15 protein-coding genes and 1 tRNA gene are annotated in these 16659 nt (G+C 45.4%); 4 read left to right on the plus strand and 12 right to left on the minus strand.

What is annotated here, in order from left to right; translation table 11 throughout:
• The 3 genes from B0I27_RS16220 to B0I27_RS16230 all read left to right on the plus strand — a co-directional run bounded on the left by B0I27_RS16220 (nt 1) and on the right by B0I27_RS16230 (nt 1839).
• The gene (locus B0I27_RS16220) at nt 1–384 is read left to right on the plus strand and encodes a TraR/DksA family transcriptional regulator (RefSeq protein ID WP_106295285.1); all 384 of its coding nucleotides are present in this window, start codon (nt 1–3) and stop codon (nt 382–384) included.
• Nucleotides 384–1034 carry a lipoprotein signal peptidase gene (locus tag B0I27_RS16225; protein ID WP_106295287.1) on the plus strand — a complete coding sequence of 217 codons (651 nt, stop codon included), beginning with the start codon at nt 384–386 and terminating at the stop codon, nt 1032–1034. The genes B0I27_RS16220 and B0I27_RS16225 overlap by 1 nt, the downstream gene beginning before the upstream one ends.
• A gap of 106 nt (nt 1035–1140) precedes the next feature.
• Complete coding sequence (locus B0I27_RS16230) at nt 1141–1839, plus strand: SIMPL domain-containing protein (protein WP_106295289.1); 699 nt, start codon at nt 1141–1143, stop codon at nt 1837–1839.
• 70 nt (nt 1840–1909) lie between these two features.
• On the opposite strand, the gene B0I27_RS16235 is transcribed toward B0I27_RS16230, so the two are convergent.
• From B0I27_RS16235 to B0I27_RS16265, 7 genes are all read right to left on the minus strand, one after another.
• Nucleotides 1910–2383 carry a DUF4112 domain-containing protein gene (locus tag B0I27_RS16235; protein ID WP_245925536.1) on the minus strand — a complete coding sequence of 158 codons (474 nt, stop codon included), beginning with the start codon at nt 2381–2383 and terminating at the stop codon, nt 1910–1912.
• Between the two features lie 3 nt (nt 2384–2386).
• Nucleotides 2387–3214 carry an alpha/beta hydrolase gene (locus B0I27_RS16240; protein WP_106295291.1) on the minus strand — a complete coding sequence of 276 codons (828 nt, stop codon included), beginning with the start codon at nt 3212–3214 and terminating at the stop codon, nt 2387–2389.
• Nucleotides 3215–3367: 153 nt separating this feature from the next.
• The gene (locus B0I27_RS16245) at nt 3368–4660 is read right to left on the minus strand and encodes a sugar MFS transporter (RefSeq protein ID WP_106295293.1); all 1293 of its coding nucleotides are present in this window, start codon (nt 4658–4660) and stop codon (nt 3368–3370) included.
• Nucleotides 4661–4690: 30 nt separating this feature from the next.
• A complete protein-coding gene (gene nagB / locus B0I27_RS16250; RefSeq protein ID WP_106295295.1) occupies nt 4691–6610 on the minus strand; it encodes a glucosamine-6-phosphate deaminase in 1920 nt (639 codons plus the stop codon).
• A 152-nt stretch (nt 6611–6762) separates the two neighbouring features.
• Nucleotides 6763–7827: a LacI family DNA-binding transcriptional regulator gene (locus B0I27_RS16255; protein WP_106295325.1), complete on the minus strand. Its 1065-nt coding sequence runs from the start codon at nt 7825–7827 to the stop codon at nt 6763–6765.
• A gap of 127 nt (nt 7828–7954) precedes the next feature.
• Nucleotides 7955–9709, minus strand: a complete 1755-nt coding sequence (locus B0I27_RS16260) for a M56 family metallopeptidase (RefSeq protein WP_106295297.1) — start codon at nt 9707–9709, stop codon at nt 7955–7957.
• 1 nt (nt 9710) lies between these two features.
• Nucleotides 9711–10082: a BlaI/MecI/CopY family transcriptional regulator gene (locus B0I27_RS16265; protein ID WP_106295299.1), complete on the minus strand. Its 372-nt coding sequence runs from the start codon at nt 10080–10082 to the stop codon at nt 9711–9713.
• Nucleotides 10083–10484: 402 nt separating this feature from the next.
• Between B0I27_RS16265 and B0I27_RS16270 the strand changes: the two genes are divergently transcribed.
• Complete coding sequence (locus B0I27_RS16270; protein ID WP_181276810.1) at nt 10485–11189, plus strand: PRC-barrel domain-containing protein; 705 nt, start codon at nt 10485–10487, stop codon at nt 11187–11189.
• A 42-nt stretch (nt 11190–11231) separates the two neighbouring features.
• On the opposite strand, the gene B0I27_RS16275 is transcribed toward B0I27_RS16270, so the two are convergent.
• The 5 genes from B0I27_RS16275 to B0I27_RS17560 form a co-directional block, all read right to left on the minus strand.
• Nucleotides 11232–11306, minus strand: a tRNA-Val gene (locus B0I27_RS16275).
• A 132-nt stretch (nt 11307–11438) separates the two neighbouring features.
• Nucleotides 11439–12386, minus strand: a complete 948-nt coding sequence (locus B0I27_RS16280) for a PorP/SprF family type IX secretion system membrane protein (RefSeq protein ID WP_106295303.1) — start codon at nt 12384–12386, stop codon at nt 11439–11441.
• Nucleotides 12387–12407: 21 nt separating this feature from the next.
• Nucleotides 12408–13649: a T9SS type B sorting domain-containing protein gene (locus tag B0I27_RS16285; RefSeq protein WP_106295305.1), complete on the minus strand. Its 1242-nt coding sequence runs from the start codon at nt 13647–13649 to the stop codon at nt 12408–12410.
• 3 nt (nt 13650–13652) lie between these two features.
• On the minus strand, nt 13653–15095 hold the full coding sequence (locus B0I27_RS16290) for a redoxin domain-containing protein (RefSeq protein WP_245925537.1): 1443 nt from the start codon (nt 15093–15095) through the stop codon (nt 13653–13655).
• A gap of 10 nt (nt 15096–15105) precedes the next feature.
• On the minus strand, nt 15106–16659 hold a 1554-nt coding region (locus B0I27_RS17560), incomplete at its 5' end, for a fibrobacter succinogenes major paralogous domain-containing protein (protein ID WP_219905031.1).

The following is a 16659-nucleotide window of genomic DNA, read 5'->3' on the forward strand; positions in this document are numbered from 1 at the left end:
ATGGAAAACAACCTAAAAACCCGCTACTCAGACTCCGAATTAAAGGAATTTAAGGACATCATATTAGAAAAAGTCCGCGTTGCAAAAGAAGAGCTTGCTTCTCTTACGCAGTCATTAAGCAATCCGAATTTGAACGGCACTGATGATACTGCAGGAACGTATAAAACGCTTGAAGACGGATCGGCAACACTTGAAAAAGAACAGATCAATCAGCTTGCAGCACGTCAAAAGAAGTTTATCGAAAACCTCGAAGCCGCTTTGGTTCGTATAGAAAACAAAACGTATGGCGTTTGTCGCGAAACCGGCAAACTAATTCCTAAAGAACGTCTTCGTGCAGTACCTCATGCGACATTAAGCATGGAAGCAAAAATGAGACAGAATTAATGAAAGCTTATTTCAAGCCTTTCCTGGCTATATTCTTAATCTTATTAGCAGACCAGGTACTCAAGTTCTGGATTAAACTGAATATGAGCCTCGGCCAGGAATTCCATATCCTGGGCGATTGGTTCATCATACACTTCACCGAAAATAATGGTATGGCTTTCGGTATGGAATTTGGCGGAGAGACCGGAAAGCTGGCCCTTACCCTCTTCCGGATAGTGGCCGTTTCTGCCATCGGCTATGGTGTGGTGCATCTCGTAAAACACAAGTACCACAGAGGGCTGATCCTCAACGTCGCCCTCATCTTTGCGGGCGCTATGGGAAATATTATCGATTCTACGTTCTATGGAATGATATTCAGCGAAAGCACCTACTTTCAACCTGCAAGGCTTTTCCCGGTCGAAGGAGGCTATTCCAGCCTTTTCCATGGAAAGGTTGTGGATATGTTCTATTTCCCGATAATAGACGGAACCATTCCGCAATGGTCGCCTATTTGGTCAGGGGAAAACTTTGTCTTCTTCAGACCAGTATTTAACATAGCCGATGCTGCCATTTCCATTGGGGTCATCGCTATACTGATCTTCCAGAAAGCCTATTTCAAAGAAGAAAAGCAAGAAAATATTTATCCTCATAATGAGATAATTGAGGAATAAGCAGCTAGGTTTTTAACCGTAGCTTAATTAAAAGGGATGGTCGTTTGTGGAATATGCAACAAACAATCATCCCTTTTATAAGTTAAACACACAAATACAAACGCACATGAAGCAGTTTATTATCCTTGCTATATTTAGCATATTTACAACTCAACTCTTTTCTCAAACGGTAGACACCCGGCGAAAAATTGAAGTAAACGGATCGTCCGAGATGGAAGTCACACCCGATATTATCTATCTGAGCATCTCCCTGAAGGAATACTTCAAAGACAATAACAGCAAGAAGAAAGTAGAGATCAACACCATTGAGACTCAACTATACAATGCTGTTCAGGCAGCCGGCATTCCAAAAGAGAATCTTACGATAAACAACATTTCAGGATACAACTACCAGTGGGAAAAAAAGAAGAACCCCGATTTTCTGGTAGCCAAGCAATACAGATTAAAGGTTACCAATCTGAACAGCTATAATAAGCTGATGGATGCGATAGACGCAAAGGCTGTTCAATATACCAATGTCGAGAGCTACGATTACTCGAAGATTGAGCCTCTTAAAAAGGAGCTAAAGATAAAAGCATTGAAGGCTGCAAAAGAAAAGGCAGATTTTCTGGCGGCGGCACTCAACAACAGGGTAGGCGAACCTCTTGAAATTCAGGAGATCAATAATGAGTCTTACCCACAGCCTATCTACCGTGCCAACATGATGACGGCCAAAGTATCAGACGAGGCTTTTTCTCCGGAAATAGACTTCAAGCAAATCAAGCTAAACTACCAGATGAGGGTAGTATTTGAACTGGTCAAATAAAGAAAGCCATAAACTAAAAAGCCTCTGATCACTCAGGGGCTTTTTAGTTTATGGAAGTATTGAACTTCTGCTAAATACGGCTAAGAACCCATACGCTGGCCATCAACAAGAAATATAGTATAGCGGCTACCACAGCAAAAAAAACGAGCAAGATTACCGCGATAAGTCCCCAGCCACTTCCCTGGTGCCTGCCCTCCTCATAATGCTCTCTGAGAAGCCGCATATTACGGACATTCGATTTATAGTAAAAATCAAAGATATTTCCAATCAGCGGGATAGCACCTATGACCGTATCTACGATAATATTAAGCGCCATCAAAATGGCAAGCTTCGGGCTTATACCGTGCTTCAGTATAGTGGCGAACATCGCTGTAGAAAGCAAGAACCCTGACATATCGCCTAATACAGGCACCAGATTAAGGATCGGATCCAGGCCAAACCTGAACTTCGTCCCCGGAATCCTAAACTGATTATCCAGAAGCCTGGCAAGGCGCTCCACCCAAATCAGACGGTTGGCAGGCTGCAATGATTCTCGTCTTTCCAATTATTATTGTTTTATAGATCTCTTAAAAAACTTGTCCATGAACAACAACTGAAAGTCAATAGAGTTTACCCAGTAGTCCCAATTATGCACTCCAGGCCGGGTAATATAATCATGAGGAATGTTCCGCTTAAGCAGCAATTGATGCAAATTCTCGTTTACATCGTAAAAAAAGTCGCCCGTACCGCAGTCAATAAGCAACGAAAGCGATTGAGGCGTAAGCAAATGCAGCATATTTACAACGGTATGCTCTTCCCAGTTAAGGGGAGAACTTGCGTAGGTCCCCAGGCGCTGTGCGAGCTGCCAGTTTTGAGGAAAGGGACGGATATCAACTCCACCACTCAGACTTCCCGCCGCACCGTACACATCCTGATTCCTGAACGCCAGATACAGCGCGCCATGTCCGCCCATACTCAGGCCTGCAATGGCCCTCCCTGAGCGCGAAGCTATCGTTCGGTAATTTTTATCCACCCATGTTACCAGCTCTTTAGCAACATACGTCTCGTACTTCCAGGCAGGATCTACGGGACTGTCCAGGTACCAGCTTCCGATCCCGCCGTCAGGACATACGATGATCATCCCGTATCGGTCAGCCGCCTGCGCCAGCTGGGGTGCTCTGGTCGCCCAGTCGCGATAGTTTCCACCAAAGCCATGAAGCAGATAAAAGACAGGGTAAGATTGTTTATCAGAGTAAGAATCCGGAGTGATGACCACTGCCTTTATGTTCTTATTCATCGCAGCGCTGCGGGTATTCACCGTGTCTATTTTACCGGCATAAGCAAAGCCGGCTAACAAAAAAAACGGCAGGAAAAGTAAAAAGCGAAAAGGTTTCATATTGTGTTTGTCTGCCTAAAAATATAGATTTTTCGCGAATTCACCTATAACATACATAGGCCACATGCCGGCAAAATACACCTGAACAGAAAAAGGCAGCCTGATCTACAGAACTGCCTCAAATATTATTGAATAGATTAGTTCTTACATGAACTATAAGTGCGTCTTTACTTTCTTGCCCACATTATAACCCTTCACTCCATAGAACCAGATAAACAGGTAACACGGAACAGCGATCCAATATGCCTCGCGTGGATTCCAGGTATCTGCAAGATGTCCGTAAATCAGTGGAAGTATCGCACCCCCGGCTATACCCATTACCAGCAGCGAAGAGCCTATTTTGGTAAAGCGACCCAGACCCGATAATGCCAGAGGCCATATTGCCGGCCAGACCAGTGAATTCGCTAAGCCCAGCAAAGCAATAAACATTACAGATACATAGCCCTCAGTAAAAATCGCTCCCAGGGTAAAGGCAACTCCCATGATAGCAAACACCTTCATCGCAGTTTCCTGGGAGAAGTATTTAGGAATACATACAATGCCAATCAGATATCCGACAATCATGCCTACCAAAGTCATCGTGGTAAAATAGGTAGCAGTAGAGAGAGCGATACCCTGGGAAGCTCCATAACTGATGATCGTATCACCGGCGATTACTTCAACACCTACATAAAAGACGATGGTCAGTACACCCAGCAACAAATGCGGAAACTGAACAATGCTCGTCTTGTCGGTATTGGCTGCGGCCACTACTTCATCTTCAGTGTCTGTATCAATCTCTGGCAAGCTCGATTTACTTACCAGCACTCCCAAGATCACCAGCACCACCATAATGATGATATATGGCAGAATAACCCGTCCGGCAAGCATATCCAGCTCTGCAGCCTTTTCTATTAGCGTCATTGTCTGAATTCTGATCTGCAGGGCATCAGCGTCCTTCAATGCAACTGCCCCCAGAGCAATCGGAGCAATCGCACCGGCTACCTTGTTACAGATCCCCATAATGCTGATACGCTTCGCAGCGCTCTCCGGCGGACCCAGGATCGTGATATAAGGGTTGGAAGCAGTTTGCAGCAAAGCAAGACCCGTACCCTGAACGAATAGTCCCAACAAGAACAACTCGTACATCCTGATCATAGCTGCCGGTATAAATACCAGCGCCCCAAGTGCCATAACACCAAGCCCCAGAGCCATCCCCTTCTTAAAGCCGGTAATTTTCAAAACCCATGCAGAGGGAATCGCCATTACCAGATAAGATATGTAAAAGGCAAATGTTACCAGATAGGACTCGAAATTATTGAGCTCACAAGCTATTTTCAAGTAAGGGATGAGAACGGAGTTCAACCAGGTAACAAACCCGAAAATGAAGAACAAGGCTCCGATAATAGCTATTGGAGGAATGCCGGACTGTTTAACCGGCTCAGAGTAGGTAACTGGCTTTCCCATTTTTTAGTTAAAGGCTATAGCTGCTAAGATCTAAAATTTATACCGTATAAAAGCTTCCATCGCTTCATATTCTGCAAGTCCCAGCTGATCATAAGCAAGCGCCGTTTCACGGTTACGCTCCTCGGCCCTCACCCAGAACTCCCTGGCGTCATCACCCGGGAAAACCGGAAGATCTTTTTGCGACTGGTGCTTAAATATAGCCAGTTTTTTGCGCTCAACTTCCTGTGGAGAAAGAGGAACTGCCATTTCTATTTCGTGTACTTCAAACTCATGCCACGCACCTCTGTACAACCACATCCAGCAATCTTTTACCCACTCTTCCGTTTCCTTAAGGCGTTTCAATGCTTCCAGAATGATATCGAAACAAACCTTATGCGTCCCGTGCGGATCGGCGAAATCTCCTGCAGCAAACACCTGCTGAGGTTTCACTTCCCGAAGAAGTTCCATAGTCTGCTGTATATCGTCTTCATAGGAAACTTTTTTAGCCGTTTTCAGCCTGTCATAGAACGGAAGATCCATAAAATGAATCTTCTCATCAGGAAGTCCCGCGAAACGCGCTCCGGCAATCGCCTCCCCTTTTCTGATCAGACCTTTAATATCACGTATTTCCAAAGTGTCCGGCTGATTTGGCTGCTTGATCGCGATGAATTTACGCATATCCTCATAAGACTGCTCCTGGGCCGTCGTATCTTCTCCCCTTGACCTTGCATAATCGATCGCAAACTCGATAAAACGAAGGACGTCTTCGTCCCAGACAGCGGTATTACCGGATGTTTGGTAAGCTACGTGAACGTCATGTCCCTGGTCAGCCAGGCGAATGAATGTTCCACCCATTGAAATTACGTCATCATCAGGATGCGGTGAGAAAATAATCGCACGCTTCACTGCCGGAAGGGCTCGCTCAGGTCGTTGACTATCATCCGCATTAGGCTTGCCGCCCGGCCATCCCGTAATGGTATGCTGAATTTTGTTAAAAATATGGATATTGATATTATAAACCGGTCCACGCTCCGTTGCGAGCTGAGCCATGCCGTGATTATTATAATCCTCTTCAGTAAGCTTTAGAATAGGCTTTTTAAGCGTCTTGGCAAGCCAGATAACCGCTTTCTTAATGAGAGCCTCCGTCCAGACACAATCTTTAACCTCCCATGGCGTATCAAAACGAGTCAGTTCCGATGCAGCCTCTTCGTCAAGAACGAATTCTACATGATCGGATAGCTGCAAATAAGTCGCAGGTACCTCCGAAGAAATCTCTCCTTCAACCGCTTTTTTGATAATTCCTGCCTTTTTCCGGTTCCAGGCCATCAAAATAATCTCTCTGGCCTTGAATATGGTACCGATACCCATCGTTATCGCCTTTGTAGGTACTTTTTCCTTGCCACCAAAGTCATGGGCAGCATCGCGACGTGTCAGGTCATCCAGGGTCACCAAACGCGTTCCGGAGTTAGGCGCAGAACCCGGTTCGTTGAAACCGATGTGTCCCGTACGTCCAATACCCAAAATCTGCAAGTCCAGACCGCCGAAAGAACTAATTTTCTGCTCATAAGCCAGACAAAATGCCGGAATCTCTTCCTGAGCCAGCGTACCGGTTGGAATATGCACGTTGTTCATATCAATATCGATATGATTAAACAACTGCTCCTTCATGAAGTGCACATAGCTTTGTGCTGCATCCGGCTGCATAGGATAATATTCGTCCAGATTAAATGTCACTACGTCAGCAAAGCTGAGGCCCTCCTCCTTGTGGAGACGTATCAGTTCCGCATAGACTTTAACCGGGGTTGCTCCGGTAGCAAGTCCTAGGACAGTAGTTTCTCCTTTAGATTGTTTTCGTCTGATCAAATCAGCGATTCTTTTCGCCACAGAGCGGGACGCAGACCCCGAATCAGGGTATACGGTTACCGGCAATTTCTCGTAACGTGTTTCTTCTAATAAGTTTAATCTTGACATGATATTATTATGCTATTCTCTACTCTTACTCAAACCTAATCAATAATATTCACTAAAACAAGCTGTGTGTGCGCACAAACACAACTTCAATAGGAATAAATACCCTTAAAACCCCAGAAAGTGTTTCCGCACACACGTAACGGTAAAAAATTTTACTCCTCGTGGATGAAATAATTCAGGTTCTCTTTTGCCACGATATCCAAAGGCATATATTTAATTACGGGAACACTTTTTTTGAATACCAGATAGTCAGCCATATGGTTAACACTCCAGTATCCCTGTCCCCGAGGATTTTGATTGATAAGAAAACTGATGACTCCCCTGTTTAAAAAATGAATATTCTTTGGTACAAGGTCATAACAGATCAACTTCAAACCTTTTATATGACGTTGCTCCAGATAGGTAGCAATGGCATAACCCTTTGACGTGGTCACGTAGATTCCTTGTAGATCCGGATTGTTTTCAATCAGATCATCCATCTGTCGCTGAAATAAAGCGTAGTCCTTTCGCTGAAGCTCTACCCGTTGTAACTTGTATTTACCTGATAGATTATTGTGACTGAAATAGTTACGAAAGCCCTGCTCCTTTTTCATCAGGTGAGTGGCATTCCCGATATCCTCATCAATATGGGCAATCAGGAAGGAACACGGGTCAGAATGCAGCTGACTCAACAACCTACCTGCCAGCAAGCCACTCTGATAAGAGTCCTGGCCGATATAACTCAGCGGATTATACTCTGAAATTTGCGTATTGAAAATGATAAAAGGGATATTAAGCGTATTCCATTCATCGAAAAAAGGCAGCGTTTCCTTATAGAAAAGAGGAGCGAGAATAATGCCGTCTGGCCCTTTCGATGTTACTTCCTTAGCCCTTTCCATAAAGGAATCTACCTCATGAGGGTTAAAGCTATACCTGATTACGGTGATACCATATTGCTTCAACTCCTTCTCCGCCTTCTCAATGCCCAGGATTGCCTGGTTCCAGTAAGAATCGGAAGAGTGATTAGGCACGAGGGCCGCTATGGTATATATTTTATTGGATCCGAGAGCGCGCGCACTGTAGTTCGGCTCGTAATCCATCTCCTTGATAATCTTTAAAACTTTCTCTTTCACATCCTGAGATACGCGGCCCCTGTCATGCAAAACCCTGTCAACTGTACCGGTTGACACACCAGCCCTCTCCGCAATATCTTTTATTCGAACTACTTTATTACTCATAAATTCTTTTATCAGGTGATTGACTCCATACACGATCAATCACCTGAAGCAAGTTTAAGCAATTTTGTGAACTTATAATACGGCGCTAATCAGAGGATGCGCCGATCTTGTTTTATTACGTAAGACGCTATTTCAATTCGATAACAATCACGCCATCTTTTCCACTCACTCCGTACTTGGCAATAGCAGCTGTACCGCTCAGCACATTCATTGATTTGATCTTATTGGGATCAAGGGCATTGAGATTGAATGCCTGATTCTGAGTTTTCCCGTCGATAACGACCAGTCCTTTGAACGTTCCCGGGAGTTGAGAGGGTTTGCCACCTTTCGCTTTCGTGGTAATCCTAATCACCCCGTTTTTTCCTTTATCTCCGTAAATGGCAGTAGCAGACGCGCCTTTGAGAACATCAACTGATTCGATACTCGAGCGATGTATCTTATTTACCTCAACCTGATCAACTTCTTTTCCGTCGACTTCATATAAGGGGCCTGGAGCTTTGGTCCCCGCGTATCCGATAACAGTGATTTCATTCAGAACCGCACCACTTTTCCTTACCGAGTCTATCTCGCCTATAATCTTTCCCCTTACTTCGTTATCTAAATTCAGCTGGATAGGCAATGTATACTGCACACGCACCGGTTTGCCATTCTGCACCCCCGGATTCCATTTAGGAGATTCCTTCAGCAACCTCACAGCCTCGTCACCCGTTCCCGCACCCAGGTCCCTGAGGACCTTGATATCAGATAAGGATCCATCTTTTTCCACAACAAAGCTCAATATTAACCTTCCGGATACACTGTCCCGCCTTGCGGCCTCAGGATATTTAAAATTCTTCCCGACGTATCTGTAAAAACCAACCAATCCTCCAGGATATTCCGGCATCTTTTCTATCGACGAAAAATCGTAGACCACATCTTCCCTGGTCGTGTCCAAGGACAAAACTTTCACCGCAGGCCTCAGCACCTCTTTTTCAACGTCAAAAGATTCCCGAGCCTCCTCTATTTTCTTCAATGTGCTGATCGGCTCTGCCACATCCGACTTTTCTATAAATTCCTTACTCTTCGCGTCAATACTGGCCGAGGAAAACACCAGCATACAGGTAAACAATGGCACAGACAGCCCGTACTTCAACAAGGCAGACCGGTTAGACTTCTTTTTGTGGAGCATCATAATTCTTCTTTTCAGGAGTGATTGGTTAAAAAAATTGTTAACTAACTGACTTACGGGCACCCCAAGCGTATTGCTCAAAAGCAGCATCGCATAATCGTCTTTCCTTTCCTCTCTGCATGCAGCCTCGTCGGCAATAAATTCATGAATGTGCTTTATAGAACGCTTATAGAAATAAGCCACCGGATTATACCAAATCACTATTGACAGCAGTTCGAGCAAAATTATATCCAGTGAGTGATATTGTTGTACGTGCGTCTCCTCATGTTTGAGCACAGCCGGATAACTGGCCAGGGATTCGGAAATAAATATCCTGTTGAAAAAAGACCAGGCGGCACTTTTCTCATAAACCGGCTTGATCACGATGTAACATAGCCTGAACAGAAACCGGCAGGCCATCAACAATGCGACACCCAGATACACGATAACGATATAGTCCGTAAGAGTCCATCCTTTACCTGCCTCCTCCAGAATCATCGTCGGTACAATCAGCGCATTGATAAACACCTTCGTTTCCGTCACCGGCTGCGAGCCAAAAATCCCATTAATCCAGTCGGAATGTAATAGTGGAATTAGAAAGGATAATACTGCAGCACCCATCAGGTACGCGCGGTTTAAATTAAAGAACGTTTCGTTCTTCAGCAGCAAATAAAAGAAGCCGTAGAATAGGATCAGGTAAGCGTTCACCTGAACGAAGTACTCAAAAGCATTCATACTATTTATTTTTTAGGTTTTCGATTAGTTTCAGAATCTCATCAGCCTCTTTCAGATCAATCTTCTTTTCTTTCACGAAAAAGGAGAACATGTTCTCTACCGAATTGCTGAAATAATTATTGAGCAATTTCCCCGTCGCGAAACTTTTATAATCCTCCTTACTGATAATTGCGAAATAGCGGTGACTCTTTCCAAATGCTTCATGGTCGATGAAACCCTTTGTTTCCAGAATACGGATAATCGTCGATACCGTATTGTATGCCGGTTTGGGCTCCGGCAACTCTTCTATTACATCCTTGACAAAACCTTTTCCGAGGTCCCACAAGATTTGCATAATCTGCTCTTCTGCTTTGGTCAGTTCCTTTATTTCCATGGTTTTACAATTACAAAACGAATATATAACTAAATACATAGTTTTACAACTATTTGTTTAGTTATTTTTTCACCGTGGCGCTGGTGCCTACTGATTCACAGTTGATACCAATATGGACCGGGGTTCAATGCTACCCATAATAGCCAGACAAAAGCCCCTCATGAGTCCGACTTTAACGATGACAAGTCGGACTCATGAGGGTAGAAACACGCCTTAAACTGGGCTGGATATAAAGGCCGATGAACTAATTTCCTAACTCATTTGCAGTTGATATCGCGATATAAACACTGCGCGGAAGATCCGATGTTTACGCAATAATGCAGGCTTGTCGGGCATTTTCCACAAACAAATTATTTTCTCGTATGTAATGTAATGAGTTACACTAAATTAGAAAGGATCGTTATGCTACACAGCCTTCACCGCTTACTTGGATTTTCTATCGGCGCCATTGATGGGGAAATCGGTCATGTGAAAGATTTCTGCTTCGATGATAAAACCTGGACTATACGCTATCTGGTTGTCGAAACCGGCAACTGGCTTTTTGGACGCAAAGTGCTTATTTCGCCCGTTGCATTACTTCAGCCGCAATGGGATAAGAAAGTTTTTCCAGTTAATTTAACTAAGGAGCAGGTACAGTCGAGTCCCGATGTTGATCTCAATCATCCATTGTCACTAGAACAGACAGAGGGTCTTTATAGCCACTATTCATGGCCATATCCTGAAGAATCAGGCATAGGCTTCATGACTACCGGAATGGTTGGAGGAGTAGTCGCTCCCGGAATCCCGCTTGATGAGCGTATCTCAGACGAGTTGCACCATACCACTGCGCGAGGAGCTGAGCCTCATCTCCATGGCATCAAGCACACGACGCGCTATGACGTACATGCAACCGACGGCGTAATTGGAGAAGTTGCAGATTTTCTGATAGATGAAAACTGGCGTATCACATCAATTGTAATTGATACAGGAACTTGGTTTGCCGGCAAAAAGATTCTGGCGGATGTCAGCAATGTGCAACGGGTTGAATGGGAAACTTCGGCTATATACTATAACCAGTCTTTGGAATTGCTCAAAGGAAGTCAGGAATATCACGAAAATATACTGTAACAAAAAAGCCATTTTTCTATCGAAAAATGGCTTTTTTATTTGTGGAGGCTACTGGGTTCGAACCAGTGACCCTCTGCTTGTAAGGCAGATGCTCTGAACCAGCTGAGCTAAGCCTCCGTTTCCTTTCCTTGTTTCGGATTGGGACTGCAAATATAGTAAGGTTTGTTAAAAAATCAAGATATTCTTCATTTTTTAAATTTTGCGGACTGATACGAGCTTACAACAAGCGTTTCAGGAACTCAGCCAGGCTCAAGGCATAGGATCTCTTTTCCTGTTTCTCAGCACGATAGGTACCTGCAGATTAATTTCAAAGCTGCCCCCGGTATCTAAACGTTGTGCGGCCAACTGATCTGTATAGTATCCCTGGATCAGCACTTTGTCCTGATAGTTTACACCAAGTCCGAAGGTTGAACTGCGACTGCTGTGATACATTCCCATGAGGTAGATAGCGTTGTTAGAAAATTTAATATTGGTACCGATGTCCCATAAGTTATTGATATCCCTTGCTCCACGAAAGGCAAATTTCGGTTCAATACAGATCAGATCGAGCTCCCGCCCTATCTTGTATGAGAAAGCCATGTAAAAGGACGATCCGTCGACGGTGGTATTGATGTCCTTTTTTAGCAACTTCTTCATGTTCGGCAGAGCACCCTGGATAGTCAATCTATCTTGAATATATGCCATGCCAAAGTCTCCGTCGAGAAACGATTTGCGCTGATTAAAGCGCTCGGCCGAAATATCAGTCGGATCACCCACCAAAGCACCGTAGTCAAGCCTTTCATGCATAACGCCTAACGAGAGCCCGAAATGCAGCTGCTGGTTGTTACCGCTAAGCGGCAGATGATAGGCGTAACTGCCCATAATACGTGTCCTGCGAATCAGGCCGGCTTTATCGCTGTATATATTCAGCCCCGTACCGACTTTTCCGCCGTTTACATTCTCCAGATTGTAGTCCGCAGACAGCGATTGAGTTGAAGGAGATCCGGGCAGGGCCTTCCATTGGTTTCTGGTGGCTAGATTGACCCTGATCCCTTTGTCCATTCCGGCGAAGGCGGGATTTCCGAGATACTCGTTCTCATAATATTGCGAAGCCATAGGTACCAGCTGTGCTTTAGCCTGGGGGTGTGAAATTGCCAAAAAGAAGACTGCCAGCACCGCTATCGCTATCCACCTGTATATATTGTTATTTATCGTCATTCTTATGATTTTTGGGTACAGTTAATCGCGTACAATCGTTATAAAACCAGTTAATTTCCCCTTACCAGAATTGATGTACAGGGCGTAATAGTAAGTGTCTTCAGGAAGCGCTACGCCGTTATGGGTGCCATCCCAGGTATTCTTATAATCGAACTGCCTGAAGACAACGCGTCCGGCACGGTCGAATATGACCACTTCATTATTTGGATACAGATCAAGATTCTGAACAATCCATACATCGTTTACACCATCTCCGTTCGGCGTAACGATATTGTTAGCGATCAACGTTTTATAGTCATCTTTAACTTCAATATCAATCGTCTTCACGACGTTACATCCCGAACCGTTGCTTATAACCACCTTATAAGTGGCATTTTTTGAAGGTCTGACGACCAGAGAGTCGGTATGGCTGCCGCTGATTATTCCATCCGCTTCTTCCCAGAAGTATGCTATTCCACCGGAAGCTTTCAGGGTGGTAGTTTCGCCTAATGAAATGGTAGTTCGAGCGGAGCTGAGGTTACCAACTAGCGACGTATTAACAACGACTTCAGCAGGTTCAGAAACAACCGCTAGTCCGCTCTGGAAAACAACGCGAACGGTATAATTTCCGGAGCCGGAGGCAACGAGTGAAGGCCCCGTCCCGCCGGGGATTAATACACCGTTTCGGAACCACTGCCATGACGCACCGGGTATTGTGCTTAGCGTTACGGAAGATCCTTCGCAAATCGTCGCATTTGCAGGGGTAACCGGAACAACGAGAGATCCAGGAGTTACTGCCGTCAGGCCCGACAGGCTGGCTATCTGCTCGAAATCATGACTTATCAGCTTGGTCGAAGTGTTCACAAGCGATGAAGTTGAAAGCGAATAGTTCAGATAGTCGGAACTGGTGCTGAGACTTGTATAAGCCAGAACAAGATCTTTAGCGGCATTGCCATTGAGCTCGGAATCCATGAAGCTCATGTTCAGGGCTCCCTGAAAAGCGATGGGACTGCTGAAACGGTACACCCGCTTAATCCCACTGAACTGAGGCCACTGAACCGGTGCGGAGTCGCGGGTTAAGGAAACGCTCCTCAATGTCAATTCGATGGATGGCACCAAGGCAAGTCCTTCAAGCGAGAAGAGGGTGTTTTGTTTCACGGTAAGGCCCTCGGCTCCAATACTGATCTGGGCCTGCCCTGTTGAAGGCAGCAGTAGAAAGGATAGAAGCAATCCAATTATTGTGTTCTTGATATTTCCTATATCGGAAGTTGTGATCTGAGCCATATCCTATTTTAGCTTGAGAGCGTCCTTTAATTGTTGTATTGTTTCGGGCAGTGCGAGGATCTTGTTTGTTGCAGGATCTACCAGGATCATCACGGGAGTAGCCAATACAAAATATGCGCTGGCTTCGGGACTATTGATTCCTCCTTTTGCGTGACTGTGTTTCCAATCGGTTAATGTATATTTTGCACTGTTCCACTTCTCTATCTCAACATCTGTAAAGTCAAGGCTTACAGCGACCACTTCCAAGCGCTGCTTCTGAGGCAAGCTTAGCGTAAGAGGATGCAACTGCTGAACCAGCTCTACGCAATGCTGGCAGTCGGCAGACCAGAAAAGGAGCAATTTATACGCGGAGTTCTTTTTGTAGTCATGAAACTGTATGGATTTTCCACCCTGGTCCTGAAGGGAAAAATCGGGAGCGATAGCGCCCGGGCGAACCGACTCAATGCCTTTCAGTCTCTTCTCGATCTCCAAACGTCTGGAGGTAAGGCAACGGGGATCCCGGAGGTAGGGTTCGAGCATCCTGATGCCGGCAGTGATATTAAATCCTTCGTAGCCGCGGTAGAAATAATCAACCATCCAGCCATAAAGCAAGGGATGTCCCGATTTAACCTTTTCGATAGCTCTCCTTCCGGCAAGGGTAAAAAGGGAATCCCTCAATGCGATGGTTGTGGCTCTGGCGCCATAAATATTAACGTACTGGTCTGTCCACGTTCTCAGCTGTGCTGTTCTGGCTAACAGTGGATTGCTGAAATCAATATTGTCGAAATAATGCTCGATGAGGCTTTCCATCCGCTGCTCTTCGGAGCCTTTCCAGGTGATCGGCGGGAGATACTCGAACGTGTAGGTGTTGCTGACAAAAGCGTCGTGGTCCTTTTTAATCTGGGAGTCAATCCACTTGTTGTATTGAAGCCGTCTGCTTTCGTATTCGGTGGCACCCTGCGAGAAAAACGGTGATTGCGGCTGATCATATCCCATAAGGAAATTTTGAAGGAGTGCCAGTTGTGCTCGCTGTTTTGCATTACTTTCAGCAAATTTTGCAAATAGCGAGTTCTCCTTCTCCCCTTCGGCGAAATAGGTACTGTCGGGATTATTGATCGCCTTAGGCCTCACCCACATTTCGAGGTCCTGGTCATTGACAAATATGCTTCGTTCTGAAGGGTAGGGATTACTGGAGGCATTTTCCTGGTAATTGCAACGGAGGATAAATTGTCCGGGTAGCTGATCAGCAGGAAGCGTAATTATAACGCTCTCTCCACCCTTAATGAGCGAACTCTCATGCATAGGCTTCATCGCATTTTGGCCGACAGTGGGGAGCACGCTTATCTTACTGGCGAATACTCCGTCTATATGTATTTTGAGCTTTCTGTCCTGGGCGTTAGCCTTGATGCCGGCCAGGCATGCAATGCTTAATAGTAAACTGTAAACTGTATTTCTTCGTTTTTTCATTCTCAATAAATTAGTCTCTAATGCAGCGAAGCGGTAAGGCATGCGCTTTATCTATATAGTTGATTGTACTGCCGCTGTACAGATCAAGGAAATACCCATAACTCGTACTGCTGTACTGGGTAGCAGACCAATAGCGACCGTACACTCCTCTGTTGATTACGGCTCCTCCATTATTGTTCAGAATTCCGGCTGAATGAAGTTTCAACGCAGAGCCGTAAGCATCATTCGCATTGTTCCAATTTTGTGGTGGAGCATCTGCCGCTGTCCATTCTGCTATGGTCGGGATGCGCCACCCCTGACCTAACAGCAAGCTACATGGGTCGTTATTTGCCTGCCAACTCGTATTTTGTGATATACTGGTTATCCATGCAGTTGCAGGGACGCGACTTGCCGCAAACTGGTACCCTTGTGGGCGATTAAACTGCCAGTACCAGCCTGCAGAAGCTTCGGATGCATCATTTATAGCAATAGGCTGTTGGTCTGCCCCAAGATTCTGTGTTAACCAGCAACTTGCGGCACCGGAGATATTACTGCTGATGGAATGGTAGGTTACCGTCTTGGTAACCGGAGCGCCGTTAAGTCCGGCGGTATGAGCTATCTCGAATGTTGTTGGACAGATCTTGAAGCTGGTTACCGAAGGGCTGTAAGAAGTACCCTGATTATTGGTTGCATAAGCACGCACATAATAGGTAGGTCCTTCAACCAAACCAGATAGTGTACTTTTGAAAACACCTGTTCCGTTTCCTGTGGGCACACAAATATCCGCAGTCGTTGGTGTTCCTGTTGTGTTATAACATAAGCCTCTTGTTTCAACCAAAACGCCTCCTTCTGTCGCTACCGTCGCTGTACCGACAGCTGTTTTACTTGTCATCGTTGTTGTTGGGATAATTACGTCACTGACTACAGGTTTCGACAAGACTACTTCATCGCGGATACAGCGTACGGGAAGAGCATAAGCCTTGTCCATATAATTAAGAGCGCTACCATTATATAAATCCATGAAATACCCGTAGCTCGTGCTGCTATACTGGGTGGAGCTCCAATAGCGGCCATAAGTACCCCTGGCTTCAAGATTGCCTGTGTTCGATAACAGAACGCCGGCCGAGTGTAATTTTAAAACAGAAGCATAGGCATTTGCAGCACTGGTCCAGTTCTGTGGCGGAGCATCTGCTGCTGTCCATTCTGCAGCGGTTGGGAGTCGCCATCCTAAACCAATAAGCAGATTACATGGGTCATTGGCAGGCAGCCAGTGCTGATTCTCTGAAATACTCGTGATCCACGGTGTCCAGGCATTGGACGGGGTGCGAACACCTCCATCCGATTTATATCCCTTAGACTTGTTGAACTGCCAATACCAGCCCGCTGATGCTTCCGTTGCGTCATTGACTGCAGTCGCTTCTCGCTCAGCGCCCAGGTTCTGGGTTAGCCAGCAACGAGCGGCACCGGAGATATTGCTGCTGATGGAATGGTAGGTTACCGTCTTGGTAACAGGCGCCCCGTTTAAGTCGGCAGTATGAATGACCTCAAACTCAGTCGGACAGATCTTGAAGCTGGTTACAGCCGG

It is taken from the genome of Arcticibacter pallidicorallinus, from assembly GCF_003002875.1.
In the GTDB taxonomy this organism is placed as follows: domain Bacteria; phylum Bacteroidota; class Bacteroidia; order Sphingobacteriales; family Sphingobacteriaceae; genus Arcticibacter; species Arcticibacter pallidicorallinus.

Bases quoted from the DNA above. Each gene is read 5' to 3' on its own strand.
- B0I27_RS16255 (WP_106295325.1), bottom strand. From the start codon at position 7,827: ATGAGTAATAAAGTAGTTCGAATAAAAGATATTGCGGAGAGGGCTGGT.
- B0I27_RS16220 (WP_106295285.1), top strand. From the start codon at position 1: ATGGAAAACAACCTAAAAACCCGCTACTCAGACTCCGAATTAAAGGAA.
- nagB (WP_106295295.1), bottom strand. From the start codon at position 6,610: ATGTCAAGATTAAACTTATTAGAAGAAACACGTTACGAGAAATTGCCG.
- B0I27_RS16245 (WP_106295293.1), bottom strand. From the start codon at position 4,660: ATGGGAAAGCCAGTTACCTACTCTGAGCCGGTTAAACAGTCCGGCATT.
- B0I27_RS16290 (WP_245925537.1), bottom strand. From the start codon at position 15,095: ATGAAAAAACGAAGAAATACAGTTTACAGTTTACTATTAAGCATTGCA.
- B0I27_RS16285 (WP_106295305.1), bottom strand. From the start codon at position 13,649: ATGGCTCAGATCACAACTTCCGATATAGGAAATATCAAGAACACAATA.
- B0I27_RS16240 (WP_106295291.1), bottom strand. From the start codon at position 3,214: ATGAAACCTTTTCGCTTTTTACTTTTCCTGCCGTTTTTTTTGTTAGCC.
- B0I27_RS16260 (WP_106295297.1), bottom strand. From the start codon at position 9,709: ATGAATGCTTTTGAGTACTTCGTTCAGGTGAACGCTTACCTGATCCTA.
- B0I27_RS16265 (WP_106295299.1), bottom strand. From the start codon at position 10,082: ATGGAAATAAAGGAACTGACCAAAGCAGAAGAGCAGATTATGCAAATC.
- B0I27_RS16280 (WP_106295303.1), bottom strand. From the start codon at position 12,386: ATGACGATAAATAACAATATATACAGGTGGATAGCGATAGCGGTGCTG.
- B0I27_RS16230 (WP_106295289.1), top strand. From the start codon at position 1,141: ATGAAGCAGTTTATTATCCTTGCTATATTTAGCATATTTACAACTCAA.
- B0I27_RS16270 (WP_181276810.1), top strand. From the start codon at position 10,485: ATGCTACACAGCCTTCACCGCTTACTTGGATTTTCTATCGGCGCCATT.
- B0I27_RS16225 (WP_106295287.1), top strand. From the start codon at position 384: ATGAAAGCTTATTTCAAGCCTTTCCTGGCTATATTCTTAATCTTATTA.